This is a genomic window from Roseimicrobium gellanilyticum, assembly GCF_003315205.1.
Classification (GTDB): Bacteria; Verrucomicrobiota; Verrucomicrobiia; order Verrucomicrobiales; family Verrucomicrobiaceae; genus Roseimicrobium; species Roseimicrobium gellanilyticum.
Genome location: NZ_QNRR01000005.1, coordinates 43,939 through 65,242, shown reverse-complemented (window position 1 = coordinate 65,242; position 21,304 = coordinate 43,939). Strand labels below are relative to the sequence as shown.

Annotated in this window: 15 protein-coding genes; 6 read left to right on the top strand and 9 right to left on the bottom strand. The window is 60.6% G+C overall.

Annotation, left to right across the window (positions count from 1 at the left end):
* Positions 1–164: 164 nt before the first annotated feature.
* Positions 165–2,804 carry a DUF1592 domain-containing protein gene (locus DES53_RS15105; protein ID WP_113959126.1) on the top strand — a complete coding sequence of 880 codons (2,640 nt, stop codon included), beginning with the start codon at positions 165–167 and terminating at the stop codon, positions 2,802–2,804.
* A 17-nt stretch (positions 2,805–2,821) separates the two neighbouring features.
* The gene (locus DES53_RS15100) at positions 2,822–4,105 is read left to right on the top strand and encodes a DUF1552 domain-containing protein (protein ID WP_113959125.1); all 1,284 of its coding nucleotides are present in this window, start codon (positions 2,822–2,824) and stop codon (positions 4,103–4,105) included.
* Positions 4,106–4,114: 9 nt separating this feature from the next.
* On the opposite strand, the gene DES53_RS15095 is transcribed toward DES53_RS15100, so the two are convergent.
* The 7 genes from DES53_RS15095 to DES53_RS15065 form a co-directional block, all read right to left on the bottom strand.
* Positions 4,115–4,786: an MgtC/SapB family protein gene (locus DES53_RS15095; RefSeq protein WP_113959124.1), complete on the bottom strand. Its 672-nt coding sequence runs from the start codon at positions 4,784–4,786 to the stop codon at positions 4,115–4,117.
* A 160-nt stretch (positions 4,787–4,946) separates the two neighbouring features.
* Positions 4,947–6,242, bottom strand: a complete 1,296-nt coding sequence (locus DES53_RS15090) for a DUF1552 domain-containing protein (protein WP_113959123.1) — start codon at positions 6,240–6,242, stop codon at positions 4,947–4,949.
* Positions 6,243–6,291: 49 nt separating this feature from the next.
* On the bottom strand, positions 6,292–8,904 hold the full coding sequence (locus tag DES53_RS15085; RefSeq protein ID WP_113959122.1) for a DUF1592 domain-containing protein: 2,613 nt from the start codon (positions 8,902–8,904) through the stop codon (positions 6,292–6,294).
* A gap of 115 nt (positions 8,905–9,019) precedes the next feature.
* A complete protein-coding gene (locus DES53_RS15080) occupies positions 9,020–10,015 on the bottom strand; it encodes a hypothetical protein (protein ID WP_147263425.1) in 996 nt (331 codons plus the stop codon).
* Positions 10,012–10,572 (bottom strand): sigma-70 family RNA polymerase sigma factor, encoded by a 561-nt coding sequence (locus DES53_RS15075; RefSeq protein WP_113959120.1) that lies wholly within the window; start codon positions 10,570–10,572, stop codon positions 10,012–10,014. Before DES53_RS15075 ends, DES53_RS15080 begins: the two co-directional genes overlap by 4 nt.
* 55 nt (positions 10,573–10,627) lie before the next feature.
* Complete coding sequence (locus DES53_RS15070; protein ID WP_211325560.1) at positions 10,628–11,506, bottom strand: alpha/beta hydrolase; 879 nt, start codon at positions 11,504–11,506, stop codon at positions 10,628–10,630.
* Between the two features lie 135 nt (positions 11,507–11,641).
* A complete protein-coding gene (locus DES53_RS15065) occupies positions 11,642–14,500 on the bottom strand; it encodes a hypothetical protein (protein WP_113959119.1) in 2,859 nt (952 codons plus the stop codon).
* A 170-nt stretch (positions 14,501–14,670) separates the two neighbouring features.
* On the opposite strand from DES53_RS15065, the gene DES53_RS15060 reads away from it, so the two are divergent.
* The 4 genes from DES53_RS15060 (at position 14,671) to DES53_RS15045 (ending at position 19,722) form a co-directional block, all read left to right on the top strand.
* A complete protein-coding gene (locus DES53_RS15060; protein ID WP_170157140.1) occupies positions 14,671–15,534 on the top strand; it encodes a PEP-CTERM sorting domain-containing protein in 864 nt (287 codons plus the stop codon).
* Between the two features lie 53 nt (positions 15,535–15,587).
* Positions 15,588–16,925, top strand: a complete 1,338-nt coding sequence (locus DES53_RS15055) for a hypothetical protein (RefSeq protein WP_113959117.1) — start codon at positions 15,588–15,590, stop codon at positions 16,923–16,925.
* Positions 16,926–17,079: 154 nt separating this feature from the next.
* On the top strand, positions 17,080–17,949 hold the full coding sequence (locus DES53_RS15050; RefSeq protein ID WP_211325559.1) for a hypothetical protein: 870 nt from the start codon (positions 17,080–17,082) through the stop codon (positions 17,947–17,949).
* Positions 17,950–18,066: 117 nt separating this feature from the next.
* A complete protein-coding gene (locus DES53_RS15045; RefSeq protein ID WP_211325558.1) occupies positions 18,067–19,722 on the top strand; it encodes a ShlB/FhaC/HecB family hemolysin secretion/activation protein in 1,656 nt (551 codons plus the stop codon).
* Positions 19,723–19,755: 33 nt separating this feature from the next.
* On the opposite strand, the gene DES53_RS15040 is transcribed toward DES53_RS15045, so the two are convergent.
* Positions 19,756–20,163, bottom strand: coding sequence for a hypothetical protein (locus DES53_RS15040; protein ID WP_147263423.1), 408 nt, complete (start codon positions 20,161–20,163; stop codon positions 19,756–19,758).
* Positions 20,164–20,370: 207 nt separating this feature from the next.
* The gene (locus DES53_RS15035; RefSeq protein ID WP_170157139.1) at positions 20,371–21,279 is read right to left on the bottom strand and encodes a tetratricopeptide repeat protein; all 909 of its coding nucleotides are present in this window, start codon (positions 21,277–21,279) and stop codon (positions 20,371–20,373) included.
* Between the last annotated feature and the right edge of the window lie 25 nt (positions 21,280–21,304).

Genomic DNA, 21,304 nt, shown 5'->3' with positions numbered 1-21,304 from the left:
TTCTACGGCTGGCTGGCAAGGCTCTTTCAAGCGTTCGGGATTTCATCCCGGCAGGACATGGGCCGTGACTGCGAAGATGGGGGCCACCTGCGCACGCAGGCATATCACCGTTTGCCCACGCGCGGGCTAAGGATCGCCGGGCAGGTCCGTATTATCCAGCCCGAATGCGTCTCACTGTTCTTGCTCCATTCCTTTTTCTCTCCTCGCTCCCGGCTGCCCAGTCTGCGGCCAACCCTGCTCCTGCACTGAAGACGTTCCTCGAGCAGCATTGCGTGGAGTGCCATGATGCCGAGACCAAAAAGGGCGAGCTCGATCTCACGGCTCTTTCGTTTCAACTGGACGATGCCAAGGCGCTTTCCGCTTGGGTAAAGGTGCACGACCGCGTGCAATCGGGTGAAATGCCGCCCGCCAAAAAATCGCGGCCTGCCGCCAGTGAGACGGATCCCGTGTTGAAGTCCCTGGCCACCGAGCTCCGCCATGCGGATGCTGCACGGGAGCAGCGAGACGGTCGCTCCCGCCTGCGCCGGCTGAACCGCGTGGAGTTTGAGAATTCGATCCGCGACCTCCTGTCGATGCCGGCACTGAAGGTAAAGGACTCCCTGCCGGAGGATGGCAAGTCCCACGGCTTTGACCGCCTTTCCGGCGCCCTGGACATCTCCTTTGTCCACATGGAGTCCTACCTCGCCGCCGTGGACAAGGCGCTGAACGCCGCGCTGTGCCCCACCCCGGAAGCTCCGCCGACACTCAAGTACCGCTACAAGCCCTGGGAGCCAGTGCACCACAAGGGCACCCAGTGCGAAGGCTCCGTGTCCCAGGCGGTGCGCAACAAGACGGCGATCGGGCTCGTCGGCATGAAGCGGGACGAGACCTTTTTCGCGGATACACCCTATCACATCACAGATGAGGAACCGAAGGCCACAGCCGTCGGACTCTTCCGCCATGAGGACGCGGACTACCGTACCACCATGACGAAAGTCCAGCCCTACGTCACCGGCTGGTACAAGCTGCGCGTCTCCGGATACAGCTTTGGATGGAATGGCAAACAGGTGGTGCCCACGGATCGCCACGGCGCCTTGGGCTGGGGCGTGTATCAAAAGGGAGAGCATCACGGCACGGTGGATCTGCCACCGAACAAAGCCGCCGTACGCGAGGTAACCGCCTGGCTGGAGCGCGGCGGTGGCATGAACCATCCGCACGATGACTTCATCCGAATCATCGGCGCCTCGTTGGAAAACGTGCGCGACTATGCCCACGGTCCGAACAAGGATGTCCTCGGCCCCATGTGGAATGTGCCCGGCATCGCGGTGGAATGGATCGAGATCGAAGGACCGCTGCATGACCAGTGGCCACCGGCAAGTCATCGGGCTCTCTTCGGCGATCTGCCGGTGAAGGTCTGGACGCCGGAGCTTGGCATTCCCAAGCCAACGCAGCAGATCTGGCCACGCGGCAATCCGCGCTCGGAACCTGCAGACATCTATGGCGAGCGCGGTCAGCACCGCCCCATCGTGTATGTGGAGTCGAAGAACCCGGTCACCGATGCCGAGCGGCTGCTGCGCACGTTCCTGCGCAAGGCCTTCCGCCGCCCCGTGCTGGATGCCGAGGTCGCCGAGTACACCGCCAAGGTGAAGGCACGACTCGATGCGGGTGCCGCTTTCGAGGACGCGATGCGCACGGCCTATCGTGAGGCGCTCACGTCACCGGAATTCCTCTTCATTCGTGAACCCGCTGGAAAGCTCGATGACCACGCCCTCGCCTCGCGGCTCTCCTATTTCCTCTGGAACACGCTTCCGGATGAGGAGCTCTCCAAGCTCGCCGATGAAAAGAAGCTGTCGCGGCCCGACGTGTTGCTCGCGCAGACGAAGCGCATGCTGACTGACAAACGCTCACAGCGCTTCGTGGAGGACTTCCTCGGTCAATGGCTCATGCTGCGCGAGATCGGAGCCACACAGCCGGATCGCAAGATGTATCCGGAGTTCATGCCCTGGTTGCAGGACGCGATGCTTCTGGAAGCTCGCGCCTATTTCACCGACCTGTTGAAGAACGATCTCGGCATCAGCACCCTCGTGCAGTCGGACTTTGCCTATCTCAATGAGCCACTGGCACGTTTGTACGGCATCGACGGAGTACGCGGCTGGGACATCCAACGTGTGACGCTGCCGAAGCACAGCCCGCGTGGAGGATTCCTCACCATGGCGGCGGTGATGAAGACCACGGCGAATGGAACCACCACCTCGCCCGTGAAGCGCGGCGCCTTTGTGATGGAAAAGGTGCTCGGCATTGTTCCCTCCCCACCGCCAGCGGATGCAGGCACGGTGGAGCCAGACACACGCGGCACCACGACGATTCGTGAACAACTCGACAAGCACAAGCGCAACGCCACCTGTGCTGCATGCCACCAGAAGATGGATGGCTATGGCTTCGCACTGGAGAGCTTCGATGTCATGGGCGGCTGGCGCGAGCAGTACCGCGCCGCAGGATCTGCTGGTGATTCGAAAACCCGCCCGGTACTGCATGGCCGCGGCATCGAATATCACGCCGCAGCACCCGTGGATTGCTCCGGTGCCATGCCAGATGGGCGCGCCTTCAAGGACGTGAATGAGCTGCGCTCCATCCTTGCTTCACAGCCGGAACGTCTCGCTCATGCGTTCGCCAGCCACCTCATCACGTATGCGACCGGCGCTGACATCAGCTTTGCGGATCGTGATCGTGTCGATTCCATCGTCGCCAAAACGAGGAGTTCCAACTACGGCGTGCAGAGCCTGCTTCTGGAAGTGATACAGAGCGAGCTCTTCGGCATGAAATAACCTCCCCTCAGAATAGCATGAACATCGCCCTTCGTTCTCCGATCTCGCGCCGCACCTTTCTGCGCAGCACTGGCGCAGCGCTGGCCCTGCCATTTCTTGAGGCGATGATGCCGCGCCTCGGTGCTGCATCGCCCACGCCTCCGCGCCGCTTCATCGGCATGATGACGAACATGGGCATCCTGCCGGATCAGTTCTTTCCCACGACGGCAGGTCGCGACTACGAGAGCACGCCGTACCTGGATATCTTGAAAGAGCATCGCAACGACCTCACCGTCTTCTCAGGCGTGTCACTGCCGGGTGTGGATGGTGGCCATGCTGCGGAGAAATCCTTCCTCACCTGTGCGCCGGGAGCGAGCCGTGGCTCCTTCCGCAACAGCATTTCTCTTGATCAGTTCATGGCTGAGAAAGTGGGTAGCGAGACGCGCTTCCCATCACTCGCACTCATGATTGGCTCGGACAACCTCAGCCTCTCGTGGACACGCAGCGGCTCCATGATCCCACCGCAGAGCAGCCCGCTGAAACTCTATCAGCAGCTCTTCATTGAGGACACCACAGAAGGCAAGGCACTGGCGGTGCAGCGGCTCAAAGATGACCGGAGCCTCCTCGACAGCCTGCGTGAGAAGTCCAAACGCCTGGAGCGCGAAGTCGGCGCGGCGGATCGCGAACGTCTCGATCAGTATTTCACCAGTGTCCGTGAACTGGAGAGGCGTCTCGCCGCGGCGGAAGGATGGGTGAATCAACCCAAGCCAGTGGTGAAGACGCCGAAGCCGGAGGAAATCGGTGATCGAAACGATCTGCCCAAGTGCAATCGTGTGATGTTTGACCTGGTGCGTCTCGCACTGGAGACGGACAGCACCCGCATCGTCACCGTGTGCGCCAGCCTGGCCGGCATCACCGCGCGCACCATTCCGGGTGTGAAATCCAACACCCACGAACTGACGCACCACGGCAACCGCGAGGAGAAGCTGGACGAACTCCGCCGCATCGAAGCCGCACAATTCCAGGATCTGGCCGTCTTCCTCACCGGACTCCGCCAAACGGGAGAACAAGGCCGCACCCTGCTCGATCAATCCTCCGTGCTCTACGGCACCAACATGGGCAGCGCCAACGCGCACTCGAACGACAACCTTCCCGTCCTGCTCGCTGGCGGAGGCTTCAAACATGGCCAGCACCTCGCCTTTGATCGCAAGCACAACTACCCGCTCAGCAATCTTTTCGTCTCACTCATCCAGCGCATGGGCATCGAGGCGGGTTCCTTCTCCAGTGGCACCACGACGATGAAGGGACTGGAGACAGCATAAAAGCGCAGCTCATCCTTCAGGAGATGTGGCGGCTCGATCTTCGATGGATTCCACTTCCCCAAGATCGGCAATCTCGCCGGCGACTTCGTGCATCTTGCGCTCGGGGATCTGGACGTCCAATTCGACCTGGCCGCGGTGCGCATCCAGCATCGACCACTGGCCACGGGAGGACTGGATGTGATAGGCGCTCAGGATGCGCTGCAGCTTGGCCTGGGTCTTTCCCCGATGGCTCTGGAAGGTAATACGCACCCGCCATGTGCATACGTGATCCAGAAACTCCCGCTCGTATCGGTGCACGAGATCCAGAACGGTCCGGACTATCACACTCAAGGCGAGCCCAGGAATGGCATAGCCAGCGCCCACCGTGAGCCCAATGGCCGCCGTGACCCAGATGGTGGCCGCAGTCGTCACGCCGACCACGGAGCGACGGGAGTGCAGAATCACCCCGGCGCCAAGGAACCCGATACCTGTGACGATCTGCGCCGCCACCCGGCCCGAATCCCCGGTGGTGGTCACAAACGCGAACGATGTCATGGTGAAGACCGCCGCTCCCAAGGAGACAAGAATGAGCGTCCTCATCCCTGCCGGCTTGTCACGGCGCTCCCGCTCGCTTCCGATGACGGCACCGGCAGCAATGGACGCAAACGTCAGCATGATACCGGCCCAGGCGGGTTCCAGCATCTGCCAGCAATTTTGCGTAACCCAGTTCACAACGTCAGCTCTCAGGAATGGATGACACGGGCTTTCGTGATGACCCGTCCCTGATCATACGACCGGATTCTGCCTCACGACTGCCGCAGCCGTCAATGAGCAAGACCAACCGTGCAGATGAGGTGGCGCTCTATGCCGCCATTTCCTTGATCACACCGGAGCTGTCTCCATGGCGCTCGGCCTCGATTCCCAATCCATGGAGCAGGGTAAGCCAGGCGTTGCACAATGGTGTGTCCTTCGAGACCACGATGTTGTGCCCCAGCTTGATGCCTGCGCCACCACCGGTCAGGAGCGTGGGGCAATTGTCGAGGCTGTGCTCCGTGCGGATGTTGCTTCCATAAGCCACGGCCACATTGTCGAAGAGCCGCGAACCATCCGCTTCCTTCGTGGCCTTCAGCTTGTCGATGAATCCAGCGAGCAATTCGCTTTGCGCAAGGTCGCGGCGCTGTGAGGCATCCAGCTTCTCGCCCATCGTGGAGTGGTAGTGGCTCATGTCGTGCGGCGCGACCTTGATGTCCATGCTGGTGAGCAGGGTACTCACCGGCTGGCGGTACGTGAGCACCCGTGTGCTGTCCGTCTGCATCGCTGCGACCATGATGTCATACATCAGGCGAATCTCTTCGCGTCCCGCGAGACCGGGCTTTGGTTCGGGAAGGGGCGCCGTGGCGGGCGGCACTTCCAGCCACTGCTCATCCTTGCTGAGTCGCGTTTCGATATCGCGGATGCCCTGGAAGTATTCCTCCAGCTTGGCGTTGTCGTTCTTTCCGAGACCGCGCTTCAGTGTATTGGCATTTTCCAACACGGCGTCGAGCACACTGCGCTTTTGTGCGAGCATCGCTTTCTTCTGCTCAATGGGTGTATTGTCCCGGGAGAAGAGACGGTGATATGCTTCCAGCGGTCCCTTCTGCCCACCGATGGGTTTGCCGCTCACGTCCCACGCAAGTGAAAGTCCCGGACCGTGTCCTGAGCGATCGCTCTCCTCCGCGGCATTCAGTTGCAGCGAGGAGAAGCGTGTGTGCAGGCCGAACTTCGCAGCTGCTACTTGATCCGCGGAGATGCTGTTGTGAAACGTCTGCCCTGGCTGCGCATAGCGATTGGCGCCGGTGAGCCACATGGTGCTGCCCCAGTGACCGTCTGAGCTGTATTTGTTCCAAAGTCCCTGGACGATGGAGAAGTCCGCCTTGTGCCTGGCGAGGGGTTGCAATCCGGGAGGCAGCGTGTAGCCGGAGCCGGGCTCGCTGATTTTTGGGAACCACGTTTCATCCGTGATGCCCCAGCCGAAACCCAGGAAGACGAGGCGCTTGGGTGCTGCTGCCGGAGCGGCCGCTGAGGCAAAGCGCCGGAACCCGAGAGACTCAAGCACCGGCAATGCAATGAGTGCGGTACTCGAGCGGAGGAAGTGGCGGCGGGTGGATGGGGTGTGCATGGCGAGGGGTGGGAAGCGACGGGGCTGGGAAAAAAGTGCGCCAAACGAACTATCGATTGCGAAACTCCGGGCTTATAACAATTAGGTGGACAAATTCACGGATGGCGTAGTCTTTCGTCTTTGCCTGCTTCACGAGGTCCGCGACAACGGCTTCATCCCGGAAGCCGAGCGGTCGGCCCAGCGCATACTCCAGCAGGGCCTTGCTGAAACCGCGGGCGAAGTTCTCCGCCCTGCTGGCGATGATCTCGCGAAACTCTCCATAGTTCTTGAATGAGCCACCCTTGTGGAAGGTCGCGGCGACATCGATGGTCCAGTCGATCTTCAACTTCGGATCGGGCCTCCCGTTTGCCGCGACAGCCTGGTAGCTGTCGGCCGTGCGCCACTGGCCAGCCGCGTCGAAATTCTCCAAGCCCATGCCGACGGGGTCAATTTTGCGATGGCAACTCGCACACTGAGGATCCTCCTGATGCATGCGCAGGCGATCGGGTGTGGTAAGGGCCTTGCCAGCAAGGCGTGTCAGCGCGGGAATATTCGGTGGCGCGGGTGGTGGTGGGTCATCCAGCAACTTGCGCAGCACCCACGCACCACGCTCCACCGGGCTCGTGTGCTCACCGTTACTGCCCATGAAGTGAATCGCGGCCATGCCGAGCAACCCACCTCGGGGGGAATCCGCCGGCAACCTGACCCTTTCAAAGCCGGAGCCCTGCACACCGTCGAGTCCGTAGTAGTGCGCCAACACCCGGTCCACGATGACATAGTCCGACTTCAAAAGATCACGCAGACTTGCATTGTGACGCAGCAGGTAGTCAAACGTGGCATACACCTCTTCACGCGCAGAGAGCTTCGTGCCGTTGTCGAAGCGCGGGTACTTCTGTCGATTGATCTCGAAGAAGTCGAAGCGGTCCATGCCGAGCCATTGATAGACAAAGGAACGCACAAACGCATCTGACCTTGAATCATCGAGCAGCCGTCTGGTCTGCGCAGCAAGCACCTCCGGCTTCAGGATTTCGCCGTTCTTTGCAAGCGCACGCAGCTCAGCATCCGGCGGAGCACTCCAGAGATAGTACGAGAGACGCGAGGCCAGTTCCGGTGCTGTGAGCACCCTATGTTCTTCATTTGCCGCAGGCTCGGCAAGGTAGAGAAACATGGGGGATGCCAGCACCACGGAGAGCGTCTCCTTGAGCGCCGCGCCAGGCTTGTCTCCCAACTTGCGGCGCATGTCATAGATGCCGAGAAGACGATCGACATACTGTGGCGTCGGCGTGCTTCCGCGGAAGGCCTCCATGGCAAAACGCTCCAGAGACGCGCGGAGGTCATCTGAACTCGGAGCGGGCGCCTTGTCATCCAGCGGAAGATGAAGCGCCGCAAGCCCTGGCGGCGTGGGCTTGGCGCCGGTGGCGGGCACACGCTCCACCTCCACCCAATCGATCCACATTACCAACTCCGGTCCAAGGCCGTTGCGCGCGACCGCTTCACTGCGCCGCTTACCACCGGACTCGTTTGTGTCCCAGGCGCCTTTCTCCCGGAAGTAGATGGTACGTGTGTCATGGTCGCTATTGCCGCGCGTGAGTGTAAGCGGGAACTCGACCACCTGCGGTTCATCAATGGTGCCCGTGATCTCACGCGTCGCGAGTACTGGACCCTGACGGGCATTGATCCCGAAATCCAAGAAGCGGCGTTCCGGTGGCGCATCCTTCGTCACCCCGGCTCTCACCCGCACGATGTAGTTCCCCACGGGCCAGTTGAAGGGCACGAGCACATTGACCGACTTCAGATTCAACTCCGCCGGATGTCTGGTCTCAGGTCCGAGGTACGCGCCACGATCCAGCGCCGGCTGCCGCAGATAATATTGATGATACTCCAGCCATCCCGCACGAAGGGAATCATTTGCAAGGTCCGCATCGTTCTCACCTTTCTTGTCGAAGCCGAAAGACCGCGGCGATGGTGCGCCGGGAATCTTTGCCCACTCGCGGCGGAAGAGTGTTTCATTCTTCACGGTCTTGCGCACTGCTGCGACGAGCCCGGCATTCTCCGGCTTCGCTGCGGCGGCATCCACCGCCTGTACCCAGCGCTGCGCCCGCTCGCGTGCATCGAGTTGATGCGCCACGAACTTCTCCATTACCGGGGTAAAGACCTCTGCCTCGTAGCGCAGCTTGCGCTGCTCACCTGCAGCAGCATGCCAGGCAATGGCCTCCGTCAACGCCTCGCGCCCGAGCGACTGGTACTGCTCGAATTGATTCGCCGACATGAAGAGATTCACGCCATTCGTGTCGAACCCACCCGCTCCCGTGTCCGCAGGAAGTTCACTCACATTGATCTCCACGCCCAGCAGCTCACGGATGGTATTGCGATACTCCCGCCGGTTCAGGCGGCGCATGGTGATCACGCCATTCTGATCGCTGAACTGCCGCCTGGCCGCGACCATCACATGCGAGAGATCATCGAGGAAGTCCGTCTTCGCTGTGGAGTCCGGTTGTTTCTCCTCTTCGGGCGGCATGTCACCCGCATTCATGGCATTCAGGACCTTCTGCCACCGTTCTGCGTCTTCCACCGTCTTGATGGTGAAGGGCAGATCATCGACACGGAAATGCCCCTTTTGTTTGTCAGCCTTGTGACAGGAAACGCAGTGCCCCTGGAAAAGAGCGCGATGCTTCTCCGACATCGTTGCGGAGTTTGGCTCCTCGGCAAATGCAGTGGAACCCAGCACGAGCCATGCACACGAAGCGGTTCGAAGAAGAGAGTTGGAAAGAGAACGCGGGGACTTCACAGGCAGGCAATCAAGGACGGGCGGCGTTTTGCGTGAGAGACACGCGGATGTCATCGAGGAACAGACCTTCAAACACGACTGGCTTGGCCACTTCCGCACGGTGCGAGCCACGGAGGTGCATGCGGAGATGAATGAGGCAATAGCGCGAGTCCGCGGGCAGCCTCATTTCCGAGCGGGCCGAGGTCCAGGTGCGACCGTCGCTGGGCGCCTTTTCGCTACGCGTGGCACTGGCCAGGATGCGCGGCTCAAACTCTGGCTCCGAAGTCTCTGTCAAACCGGCACTCGCGCGCTTCAGGAATACATCATCACGCATGCTTTCCGGTGGCAGGCTATCAAGCGCATAGATCGTCATGCCACAATTCAAGCCCTGCAGCTCGCCCTGGGCTTGTGCGGCGAAGTGCGCCTCCACGGCCACAGTCGCTTCTCCTGTGGCAACACCTGTGTCCCGCAGATCGACCAGACGGAAAAGGTCTGCTACATAGCCATCACGCACGGGCTTCCCTTCATAGTCCGCCTGACGAAAGCGCAACATCTTCCGGCCTTCCTCAGGCCTCACGCCGCGGAACTCGCCAACCACTTCAGAGAAGTCACCACTCCAAACTCCCGGCTCCACCGGAAAACCGGTCACGTGTGGCGCGGCGCCGTTCTCAAAACCTTCCGCGAGCAAGGTCGTCACCTGATGCGCCTTGGAACCGACATACCCCCACACGAGAGAGGCCCCGAACAGACCGATCACCAGCCCTGCAGCCGCCGCGGTAAACGGGCTCAACCGGCGGCTCCACCCACGTGCCGGCGGCTTCTGCTCCTGCGCGGACGAGACCTGCGAACTTTTGAGTTCGGCCAGGTTGCACTCGTTGTCGTTGTAAAGGAACCAAAGCTGCCGGGCCTCGGCACTGGATTTCAGCAATGAGGCAAGCTGTGCTGCTTCCTCCACAGTGATGGTGTCATTCAGCGCCGCGCTGAAAAGGCGGTGCCATTCGTTCGAACGTGAGTCGTCAGTGCTCATGATGCGACCTCCGCCATCCGCCGTTGCACGCACTCAGCGAGCACGCGACGGATGAAGTTCAGTTTGTTGTAGATGGTTTGCGCAGCGCGACCCTGCTGCCGGGCGACGGCATCGGCTGCCTGACCCTGGGTGTAAATGGCCTCCACCAGGTCGCGGCTTGCGGGGTCCAGCTTTTCCACGCAGACCTCCAGGGCTTCGGCCCGCACGCTCCACTGCCGGACTTGCACCGCACGTTCGGCAGCAAGCGTCTGCATCAGCTCGTCATCAAAGGCGAGCCGGGACCTGCCCGTGACCCGCTGGAAGTTTCGCACCTCGTAAAACGCGACGGTGGTAGCCCACGCGATGAAGTCTGTGCCCGGCTCAAACATGCCGAACCGCCGCCACATCGACACGCTGGCGCGCTGCAGCACATCCTCCGCGTCATGCCGGTTGCCCACCAGGGACATCACATAACGCAGCAAGAGTGCATGAGCCCCGTTCAGCAGCAGCACGAACTCCTCCTGCCGCTCCACAGGAAGCGGCGCAGGAGATTCAGGCTGTCCCGGATCATCAGTCACACCGGGGTATGTATGCCACCCGCATTGACTTACCGAAAAAAGTTGGGGCGCGAAACTACCTCTTCAAGCATGCCTCCACAAAGTCCCACAATGCCCTGGTGGAAGCATCACCCGCCACACCGAGGTTGGCATTGATGTTCGTGTGATTCGTGTTTGCCGCACCGTGGACCGTGGTGGTCACGCCCGCTTCCTTCAGCGCTTTGCCAAATCGCTGTGCTTGGGCGGTGACATCCGGATGGTCCGCGACGTGCAACAGCAGGAAAGGCGGGATGCCGCGATCCCCGGCCACATGTGTGATGGCAGAGTACTCCACATGCTGCTCAGGGGTGCCAAACTTTTCACGATGTCCAAACTTCGGATCCGGCTTGCCTTCAGCTTTCCTGCGTGCCGCGGCTACAGCAATGATCTCCGGTACATCATACGTGTCGCCGTCGACCGGCACACATCCTTTCACGTCAGCAAAAGAAACGCCCTCGGCCTTCAGGTACTTCTCATCCGCACAGAGCAGCGCCGCGAGTTGTGCGCCAGCGGAGTGACCCATGATGAAGAGTCTCTTCGGATCGCCGCCATGCTCGGCGATGTGCTTGTGCACCCAGCCCACAGATTTCGCCACATCGCGGATGATGTCTCCCATCGCCACCTGAGGCAGCAGACGATAGTTCACCGAGACAAACACGAAGCCTTTCGCTACAAACGCTTTCGGTTTCTCCTGCACACTGGACTTGTCGCCCGTCTGCCAACCGCCACCGTGAATCCAGACTACCACGGGCAGGTCCTTGGCTCCTGCGGGCGCATACACATCCAACACCTGCCTCTCCAGAGGAGGATCTGCATAGGGGATGTCCTTCTTCACGGGGACGGGTGTCGCTTCGGCAGCAAACATGGTCCCTGTGATGACCGACCACTGAAGGAAAGAGAGCGCGAGCGTTTTCATAGGTGGGTGCAACGCCATTCCACAGTCAGGTGAAATAACGTCGTTCTGCCACTACGCAGTCACGCGCCTTCTTTTCGCACTGGGATGCTGAGCACAGGCCCAAGGGACTCCGCTCATGCGGCCAGGGAGGAACGCTCAGTTGTCCCCGGCGAGCGAACCGTCTGTCGAGGGTTCCCACTGCGGATTGGAGTCGAGCTTCGCCAGCAGCGCAGTCATTTCTCCCGGAGTCAGCGGCAACTGCACCATGGCCGTGCCGGAGCCCGGCTCCGTGAGCTTGAGCAGATGATCTGCCAGACGGATCTCCGCATCTCCCGCGGAACGTGTGGTGGCGACCGTGTCCCGCATGTCCAGCAACACATTGCGCGCCGCCTGCTTTCTGCCGCCAAGCAGATGGACGCTGGCGAGGCAGCGGGAGAGAGCCAGCGACGACGCGCTTCCGCTGAAACCGTGACCACTCCGAATGGGAATCAGCTCCTGGATCTTGCGTTGCAACTCAATGATGGTGGACTCGTGCTGCCGGGCATACGCGCTGGCGCCCGCGCTGCTCTTCCGCATCGCGAGGATGGCCTCTTCCAATGCCGTCTCCAGGGCCTTCTGTTGTTCGTCGAGATTTCCGACGGGCGCTGGTGCAATTTCCCGCGTGGATGCCATGGACACCACTGCAACGGGAACTGGAGCCGGCTGCGAGTCGAGGGGTTTCGGGGCAGAGCCAGCCTTGGCATTGGCGGGAGTGATCGCTGCCAATACAGGGACCTGCGGTGGCGAGCCTCCGGACACGGCCTGCTTGGATGTCACGGACTTCTGTGGTTTCGCCGTGCTTTGTTTGTGTTTCTCGGCGGTGACATCAAGACGACTTGGTGCTGCGAGTGCTGGATCACTGGATGCCACGGGGGCCACCGCAGGACTGGAGCTGTGCTGGAGGAAATCCAAGGCCACCTTCGCCAGCAATCCCACCAGCAGAGTCACACAAATGCCGGCCGCAATTGCCACACCCGGCTTTCTCTTCGAAGCCTCGCCCAACCGCCGCACGGTGATGGAATCGGTAAAGCTAAAGATGATAAAACGATGGGGCTGATACTTCCGACCGCCCGCCCTCTGGGGAATAAACAGCGTGTCTTCAAACGGCTGCTCCGCGCCGTCGTCCTGCGATTCGACGTTCTCCGAGGGTAACGGTTTGGCGTAGGCGCGCCTCCCCGGAACGGGCCTGGTCGGAGAGCTATGGTCCGCGGACCTCTTCAGCATCCAGGCAGGCAAACCACGACGGGGCAACCCGCGGCGTTCAATCGCGTGTGGCCTCACTGACACCCGGTGACCTTCGATACGACATAATTCCAGTTTCATGGGCGCTTGAGCCACAATCTCCATCCTCGAGGTGTGGGCCTCGATTGCCATCTTCTCCCTTGGCGCAGGGAAGGGCTCACTCACGGCCGATTTTTTCGGCAGTGCCGGCTGCTCATCCACAAGAGCAGGAGATGCTTTTGCCAACACCACTGCCGCTGCGGCTGTCGGCGGTGTGCTGGGAGCTTGAGGAAAACTTGCTGGCGTGGCAGCGCTCTTAATCTCGTCCTTCTGAAGAACGTCAGGAGAGAGCTCCGTGCGATCAGGCTGACTGTTTTCAGCAGTAGAATTCTCAGCCTCAGCAGGGACAGGGGATGACAGGCACATGCCGGCCGCGTTTGCGCCGGTGAAGGCTTTCCGGCCAGCGACCACAGGCGCATCGGGGCCTGCATCAGAGGATGCAGGCGAAGGTGGCACGGATGCATCCGAGACCTGAGGAGGGGCCGTGAGATCCGTCGATGGAAGCAGGTCCATCGCAGCACCCTTGGCTTCTTTTGGACCCTCTCCTTCGAGCACCGTCGGCAGTGCAGGGATCGGCGGAAGGACGGATCCAGTCTCAAGGACGAAAGCATGGGGGACCCTCGCCCCGGGAGCCTTTCGGTCGTTCGATTCCGAATGGAACAATGAAACCTCGGGAAGAGCCGGCGGTGGCGCCGGGTGCTCTTCCACCCAGTGACTGCTGCCCAGCTCCGTGCGGCGATTCTCGAAGAGCACGGGAGCGACCGCAGTAGAGTCAGTGTTTTCTGGAAACGAAGGAAGCTCTGACAGGGCACCACGGCCAGCCACAGAGAGAGCTTCTGTGTGGTTTGCGGCATCGTTGTTTGCAACTCCCTGATGAAACGTACCGTTCGTTTTCACCGAAGGTTCACAGGCTGCCGGTGACACTTGCCGCGCCACCACCGTCGAGACAGCTTCTTTGGCCCTCACTTCCCTCTGAGCGGAAGCTCGCGGGACCACGGAAACTCCTGTCGCGGGTGCTTCTTGCGAAGCGGGTCCAGCATCACGCGAGACTGGCTCCACTTCTGCCTTGGCTTGCGCAATGGCTTCAAGTGTCGCGGCAAGCTCGGCACTGAAGGTCTGCGCAGGGGGAGAGCTGTTGAAATCTTCCGATGGCTCTCCCGCCAACCGGATGATCGGCAGCAGGCGCAGCAATTCATCAGCATCTCTCACCTCGCGCACCTTCGCTGGTGAGCTCGCAAGTTTGCGGCGGTGCCGTTCCTGCTTTTTCAGCACCTGTGGCGGACGCTTCGCGTCGGGAAGCATCATCCGGCAAAAAGCTTCATCCAGCAGGTAGTGCCTCGCAGGCTTCTTCCGCCTGGCGGCTTCTCGCGCCTCCCAAATCTCAAGCGACCAGAAGTCATCTTCGTCTTCGCTGGAAAGCATGGGACCGGGATCCACTCCGATGAGCTGGATGAACACATCACAGTCGTGCAGCAGCGGACCGAAGTGTCTGGCACATTGCGAACGTGTGCGCACCTCAGCGGCGCCATGGCGCACGAGACATCCTTGCGACTCCAGGCGGGCCTTCACGGCAGCCGCCATCAATGCCGTGTCCTGACCACGTGCGGAAAGGTACACCATGGGCGCCGTGGCAACGCCCATCTCCTCTCCCAAAACGGGAGGTTCGACGGTTGCCGACAGCGAGTCGTTTTCCATGCAATCACAGTGGCTGACGCAAGCAAACTTTCGACGTCTTGATGGTGACGAAATCGTTCCCCAATGCGTGGTGCGTGCGAAGAGAAACTCGCGATACATGGCCCCCGGTTGCGGGTCACTCCGCAGCTAGTTTGGCTACACTGCCTCCATACATCAGTACCCTCATCAATATGAAAACTCGACCCGGACTCTTTAAGCTCGCTGCCATGGCAGCGGCTGTCCTTGGGTTGGCCATTATCGCCCAACCTGCACAAGCTCAGTTGGTCACCTACAACCAAGGTGACCTTCTCCTCGGATTCCGCAAAGCGGGAGTCGGACAGGACGTCGTAATCAACATCGGCCAGGCCTCGCTTTACCGTGATGCCACCTCCGATTTCTCGGTCAATGTCGGCAACCTCGGAACGCTCCTGAGTGACACCTTCGGCGCCAGCTGGGCTGACGATTCCAGCCTCCAGTGGGCTGTTTTTGGCAACCCGACGAACAACGGCACGACCTTCAACGGTGACACCTCCAACACGACCTACATCTCACGCGAACAGACCACTACGGACACACAGTCCGCTGCCTATTCCGTGAACAGCGTCAACCGCTCGGTGGCCGCTGGACGCATGCAGACGCTGCAAAGCCAGTTCATGCTACAGAACGCAGCGACGGGCAACAGCAACGCGACCGTGTGGGACAATACGATTCAAAGCGGTGCGAACGTGGACTGGACGGACACCATGGAGGGCACTGGCACCAGCAGCCTTGTGTTTCAGGTGTTCCAGCCGGTGCAGGTACAGGGTCTGAGTCCTTCGGGCATCGACTATCCTGGCAATGCACTGGACCTCTACCGGCTCCTCGCCGGCTCCTCCGGTACCACCAACGTGACCTACGAAGGCACCTTCCGCATCGATGACACCGGTGCTGTCACCTTCGGAATCACCCCCGGAATCGGTGTGGTGCCTGAGCCCAGCCGTGCGCTGCTGCTCGCTTTCGGTCTCGCCCTCCCGCTCCTGCGCCGCCGGCGTGCGACCGCACCTGCGGTCGCCTGAGTTTCACTCCTCCCCAGGACAATTCTTCCTCCATTCGAATTCATCTCCCTTTCATGAAATCCAAATTCTTGACGCTTGTTGCGCTTGGCTTTGCCATGACCGCCCAAGCCGCGAACATCAACGTGTACATCACCGGCTCCACGGCCGGCCGTGCATCGATTTACGATGCGATCCAGCAAATCTTCCCGGCCCCGATCACCATCACCAAAGACAACGCGACGCTCAACAACGCCGGACGCGCCAACTTTGTGAAGGTTGTCGGAGCTGATACCTACACCATCTACACCTCGTGGTCCGGATCGGCCACGGGCGTGGGATCCCTCGTGAACAACAGCAATGTTGCCTTCATGGTGGCAGTTGGCGGCACCACCGAAAACCCCACTACGACGTCTACGTTCAACCACACGGCTGACATTGCGTTCTCGGACGTGTTCCAATCCTCCACTCCGCACAGTGCCGTTCCCCTGAATGACTTCACGACCATCGTGCTGCCGTTCAAGTTCTTCACCAGCGAGGGCTCTCCGATCACCAACGTGACGCCCCAGCTCGCGCAGTACCTGTACATCGTCGGCTCCATGCCGCTGGCGCTGTTCACCGGCGACAGTGCTCATGAAACCCATGGCGTCATTGCCACGGGTCGTGACAGCGGCTCCGGCACTCGTATCACCACGATGGCGGAAACCGGCGTCGGCGCATTCAGCAACGTGGTGCAATACACCCCCACCGTCGCCGGCACGCTCGGTGCGAATGTGGAAATCAACGGCACCGTTCCCAATCCGCTGATCACCACCCTCGACAGCCCCGTTGTGACCCACGCGGGTGGAGTGACCCTCGTCGTGAACCAGCCGATTCGCGGCCCTGGCATTCCTCCGGGTGCGAAGGTCCTGACCGTCGACAGCACGACCCAGTTCACCATGACTGAGGACGCCACGGCGAGCCAGAGCATCACCGTGAACCCCACGGGCATCCGCGGTGGCCAAAACGTCTCCGCCCACACCAACGTGGGCAACGGTGGCTCCAACAGCGGTGGCACGGTGGCAGGCTATGTGGCAGCGACGACCGAAGGCCTCAGCCAGGACGGACGCAGCCCCTGCTACTACCTCAGCTACCTGGGTGTCTCGGATGGCAACACCGCCATCCTCAACGGTGCAGTAGAGTGCCAGTACAACGGCGTGACCTATACCCCCGACAATGTGCGCAATGGCCGCTACTCCCTGTGGGGTTATCTCCACCTGATGACGCGTCCGGACGTGAACTCTGACGCCGAGGCCTTCGCGTCTCAGCTCACTGGCGCGCTGGACGGCTTCCCAGGAACCTCCGGTCTCAAGCTCAGCACCATGCGCGTCTCGCGCCTTGCTGACGGTGGCCTCATCGTAAACGAAGCGTACTAAGGCAAACGGCCGGCCTTTGTCGTTTGATGCATGCATGGGGGCTGTTGCGGTTCATCCGCAACAGCCCTTCTGCGAAAAATCCCTTCAGCATCTTCCCCTCATGAAAAACTCCGCCCGACATCCTCTGAAGCCTGGGACCCTCTGGCCCCTTCTCATGATTTCAGTTGCCATGAATCTGGCGGGACTGGCCTGGGGATTGCACCAGCATCTCCGCAGTTTGGAGGATGAGGAAACACGCCTCTCGAGTCCGGGCCTTCATACCTCTGCGCCCCGGACCACCGCTTCGCAGGTGGTTCCATCCTTCCCGGAAAAGAAGATCTCCACGTCACCCACTCCTGTACGCAAGTTCCACTGGAGCGAACTGGAGGCCCAGGATTTTGACACGTATATTGCCCGCCTTCGCGAAGTCGGCTGTCCTGAGGCCACCATCAAATCCATCGTGCTAGGCGACCTGAAGACGAACTCCATCAGCCGACGTGCGGAACTCGAGCGCAAGATTCTCCGCTCCCCAGATTGGAGTCCACCTCGTGGAGTATCCCGCGAGGCATATCTCGCCTCCCAACTTCGCAAGCTGGACCGTGAACTGGAGCTGACCGCAGCTGACCTGACAAATTCCACGCCGGACTCCGATGGACAGCCGGCGATTGCAGGAACGGGCGTACAAGGAAGACCGCCAGTGCACTACCCCGCAGTGATGGGCGATGTCACCTTCCAACCTGCCACCTCAAGCGCTTCAGAGCAGACGTCTGGAGATTCCAAGCCGGTAAGCTACGTCTCCCCTGGAGTCGTGGAGACGTCTCCCGATGCGCTGGCATCGATCCAGGAGATTCAGCAGAATTTTGTCCAGGACATCGGTGGTCCCAATCAGGATGTGGAGGATCCACAATACGAGAGCAACTGGAGAACCGCCCAGTGGAAGGCGGACCAAATCTTCCGGGCGCGCCATGGCTGGGCGGCACACAACGATCTGGTCCGTGCGGCTGCATTGAAAGCTTACGAAGCCGCGCGCGCAGCCAACCCATAACCCAGTCCCACGACCATCTCTATTTTGCAGGATATTGTCACGGAATCGTCAGACTCGGAGGGTTGTGGCTCCGGATGCCCCACGGCAGATAGCGATCTGTTTCGGGTTACGCATCGCATGTTCTCACCAGATTCTCGATGGACGGATTTCTTCCAGCGTTCAGGCGCTGCCCTGCGGATCGCGGGATGCATGCTCGCGATGTACCACGGCGCCCCAGCCCCCGTAAGCGGAGCAGAACAAGCGGCAACGGAGCCCTCCGCCTCCGCGGAGACACAGCCAGCAATCTATATTCGTGAATATCGTGTGCAGGGATCCAAGAAACTTGGCCCTGTGGAAATCGGCAACGCGGTATATCCCTTCCTCGGACCCGCACGCACCGTGGACGACGTGGAGGAGGCACGTGCCGCATTGGAGAAGGCATACCATGACAAGGGGTTCCAATCTGTTTCTGTCGAAGTGCCGCAGCAATCGGCAGCGCGCGGTATCATTGTGTTGCGTGTCGTTGAGAACAAGGTGGGCCGCCTGAGGGTGCATGGCGCCCGCTACTTCCTGCCCAGCGACATCAAGCGCATGGCGCCTTCGCTGGCCGAAGGCGCGGTCCCTGATTTCAATGAGGTCCCCAAGGATCTGGTAAAAATGCAGTCAGCGGATCGCCAGGTCACACCAGCCCTGCGCACAGGCGTTGAGCCCGGAACGGTGGACGTTGACCTGACCGTGAAGGACACACTGCCACTCCACGGCAGCATTGAGTTCAACAACCGCTACAGCCCGGATACGGTGCCGCTGCGCCTCAATGCCTCCTTGAGCTATGGCAATCTCTGGCAGCTGGGCCACTCCATTGGAGCGAGCTTCCAAATTGCCCCAGAACGGCCTGAGGATGCCACCGTGTACTCCGGCTATTACATCGCGCGTGTGCCCGGCATGGACAACTTCAGCCTCATGTTCATGGGAACCAAACAGGACAGCGACGTCTCCACCCTTGGCGGTGCTGCGGTCGCTGGCCGCGGTGAGATTCTCGGAGTCCGCGGATTGGTGACCCTGCCTTCGCTGGGTAATTATTACCAGTCTCTCAGCTTCGGTTTGGATTGGAAAAATTTTGATGAGGACGTCGTCGTCGGAGATGACACCTTTTCCACACCCATCCAGTACTGGCCCATCAGCATCAACTATGGCGGCTCCTGGCTCGGCAAAAGGAGCTTCACGGAGTTCAATACCAACGTGACCTTCCACCTGCGCGGCACGGGCAGCGATCCGATCGAATTCGACAACAAACGCTATCTCGCGGATGGAGCCTTCATCTACTTCCGTGGTGACGTCTCCCATCAACACGACCTGCCACACGGCTTCCGTGTTTTCGGAAAGGCGCAGGGGCAGATTGCCGATTCGCCTCTTATCAACAGCGAGCAGTATGCCGGAGGTGGTCTGGGCACCGTGCGTGGCTACCTCGAATCCACCGCGCTGGGTGACAGCGGCCTCTTTGGCACGTTGGAGCTGCAATCCCCGTCATTCATCGGCACCGATCGTGAAGAGCGCGGTCAGCGTGTGAACGAGTGGAGGGTGTACGGATTTGTCGAGGGTGGCAGTCTGTGGCTTCGCGAACCCCTGCCAGATCAGCAGGACACGTTTGAGCTGGCGAGCTTGGGCATTGGCAGTCGGGTGAGGCTGTTCGGTACTCTGAATGGTTCCGTCGATATCGCATGGCCGCTGATCGAGCAGGGCACCACCTCTGAAGGCGAGACCTTTGTAAGCTTCCGCGTGTGGTCGGATTTTTGATCCCTCATCACCTCCGTGTCTCGCGACAGCGACTCACTGGTGGGAGGCAGCGACAACACGGAAAATTGCGAACAGTACGGCAGACAGAAAGAATCCAAGGCTCACCAGGATGATGGCGAGGTCATTGCCATTCGGCGCCACTTCCAGCACCCGTCTGCCCTTTTTTGTGGAGGCCTTGGATTTGCTTTGCTGAGTGGAGCCCAATGAAAGGGTTGGGATTGACGCCAGCACATCCGGCTTGTCCGGCACTCCGATGGCCTTGTGCTGGACGCACTCGGAAGCTGGCGGAGGGACTGCCGGACCTTCCGGGCTTTCCGGCGCTTCCACGACCTTCCGCCAAACGCCGTCGGAAGACAGCGGCGTGGGACCTGCAGATACTGTCCCGGGATCGCTGCGTTTGGCGGAGGTCTGCCACACCCACCGCGTTTTCAGAGAAGGCAAAGATGGCCTTGGGGCTCTCTTCGCCGACTCCGAAGGCGGAGGCACTGACACCGGATCCACCATGCGCTCTGCTGATATCTTGCTACCAGGCGTAGGTGAGGAGCCGGATTGCACAAGAAGTGTGGGGTTCATCGATTCCATGAAACGGACCGCCGGGAAGCCTGGCCAGGAGAGGTGCGCGCTGCACAAGCATCGGCGCGCAGATAGTCACGGATGCCATTGAGGATCGCTCAGAATCTTCTCGACCCGGCGCTTCACTTCCTCATTCTGGGCGGGTGTCAATGTGGGGGACAATTCCGACAGCAGAGCCCGCGCTGCGCCTTCACCCTTTTTCAAGCTGGTCTCCAGCAGGGCACATGCCTGCACGATATCCCGCTTCACGCCGTGGCCCGAAGCATGGCGGGAACCAAGGTTGAAAAGCGCCCTGCCATCGCCGGCGCCGGCTGCCTTGCGGAGCCACTCCACGGAAGTGGCGTCATCCTTGGGCACTCCGTGCCCATACTCATACATGGCCGCCAGGGTGTTCATCGCCCACGGATCGCCCGCCTCCGCCAGGGGATTCACCACGGAGACTGCTTTCCCATAGTCCTTCTCCCATCCTTCGGTGCCATCGTAGTAAAGCAAGGCGAGGCGCCGCTTCGCCTCAGCATTCCCTTGTTGCGCCGCACGCTCGAACCATGCCACCGCCGAAGGTATGTCCCGCTTCAACACGCGCCCCTCCTGCAGGCATACTCCCAGCGTCACCTGGGCTCGATCTGCCCCACACTCCGCCGATTTCTTAAACCAGTCCAGAGCCACCTCATTGTCCTTCGACACCCCCCGCCCCTGGAGGTACATGGAACCAAGGTTGTTCATGGCTTTGGCATTTCCCTGCGCCGCTGCCTTCTCGTACATCTCACGGGCCTTCGCAAAATCCTGCGCCACATTCTCCCCGCGATCATAGGAGCGCCCGATGAGGAATTGCGCCTCCGAGTTACCGGCTTCCGCTTCCTTCATTTGCGATGCGAAGTCCGATGCGGGCAGGCCCATGCCCAAGACAAACAACCATGCGCCTGCCAGCAACGATGCAAAGTGCGTGCCACGCAGGCATCTCACGGAATATCGACAAAGCTTCATGAGGAGAATGGGTGACGGATTGAAA

Excerpts from the sequence above, each read along its gene's own strand:
- DES53_RS15105 (WP_113959126.1), top strand. The coding sequence starts at position 165 with ATGCGTCTCACTGTTCTTGCTCCATTCCTTTTTCTCTCCTCGCTCCCG.
- DES53_RS15100 (WP_113959125.1), top strand. The coding sequence starts at position 2,822 with ATGAACATCGCCCTTCGTTCTCCGATCTCGCGCCGCACCTTTCTGCGC.
- DES53_RS15095 (WP_113959124.1), bottom strand. The coding sequence starts at position 4,786 with ATGCTGGAACCCGCCTGGGCCGGTATCATGCTGACGTTTGCGTCCATT.
- DES53_RS15090 (WP_113959123.1), bottom strand. The coding sequence starts at position 6,242 with ATGCACACCCCATCCACCCGCCGCCACTTCCTCCGCTCGAGTACCGCA.
- DES53_RS15085 (WP_113959122.1), bottom strand. The coding sequence starts at position 8,904 with ATGTCGGAGAAGCATCGCGCTCTTTTCCAGGGGCACTGCGTTTCCTGT.
- DES53_RS15080 (WP_147263425.1), bottom strand. The coding sequence starts at position 10,015 with ATGAGCACTGACGACTCACGTTCGAACGAATGGCACCGCCTTTTCAGC.
- DES53_RS15070 (WP_211325560.1), bottom strand. The coding sequence starts at position 11,506 with ATGAAAACGCTCGCGCTCTCTTTCCTTCAGTGGTCGGTCATCACAGGG.
- DES53_RS15065 (WP_113959119.1), bottom strand. The coding sequence starts at position 14,500 with ATGGAAAACGACTCGCTGTCGGCAACCGTCGAACCTCCCGTTTTGGGA.
- DES53_RS15060 (WP_170157140.1), top strand. The coding sequence starts at position 14,671 with ATGAAAACTCGACCCGGACTCTTTAAGCTCGCTGCCATGGCAGCGGCT.
- DES53_RS15055 (WP_113959117.1), top strand. The coding sequence starts at position 15,588 with ATGAAATCCAAATTCTTGACGCTTGTTGCGCTTGGCTTTGCCATGACC.
- DES53_RS15050 (WP_211325559.1), top strand. The coding sequence starts at position 17,080 with ATGATTTCAGTTGCCATGAATCTGGCGGGACTGGCCTGGGGATTGCAC.
- DES53_RS15045 (WP_211325558.1), top strand. The coding sequence starts at position 18,067 with ATGTTCTCACCAGATTCTCGATGGACGGATTTCTTCCAGCGTTCAGGC.
- DES53_RS15035 (WP_170157139.1), bottom strand. The coding sequence starts at position 21,279 with ATGAAGCTTTGTCGATATTCCGTGAGATGCCTGCGTGGCACGCACTTT.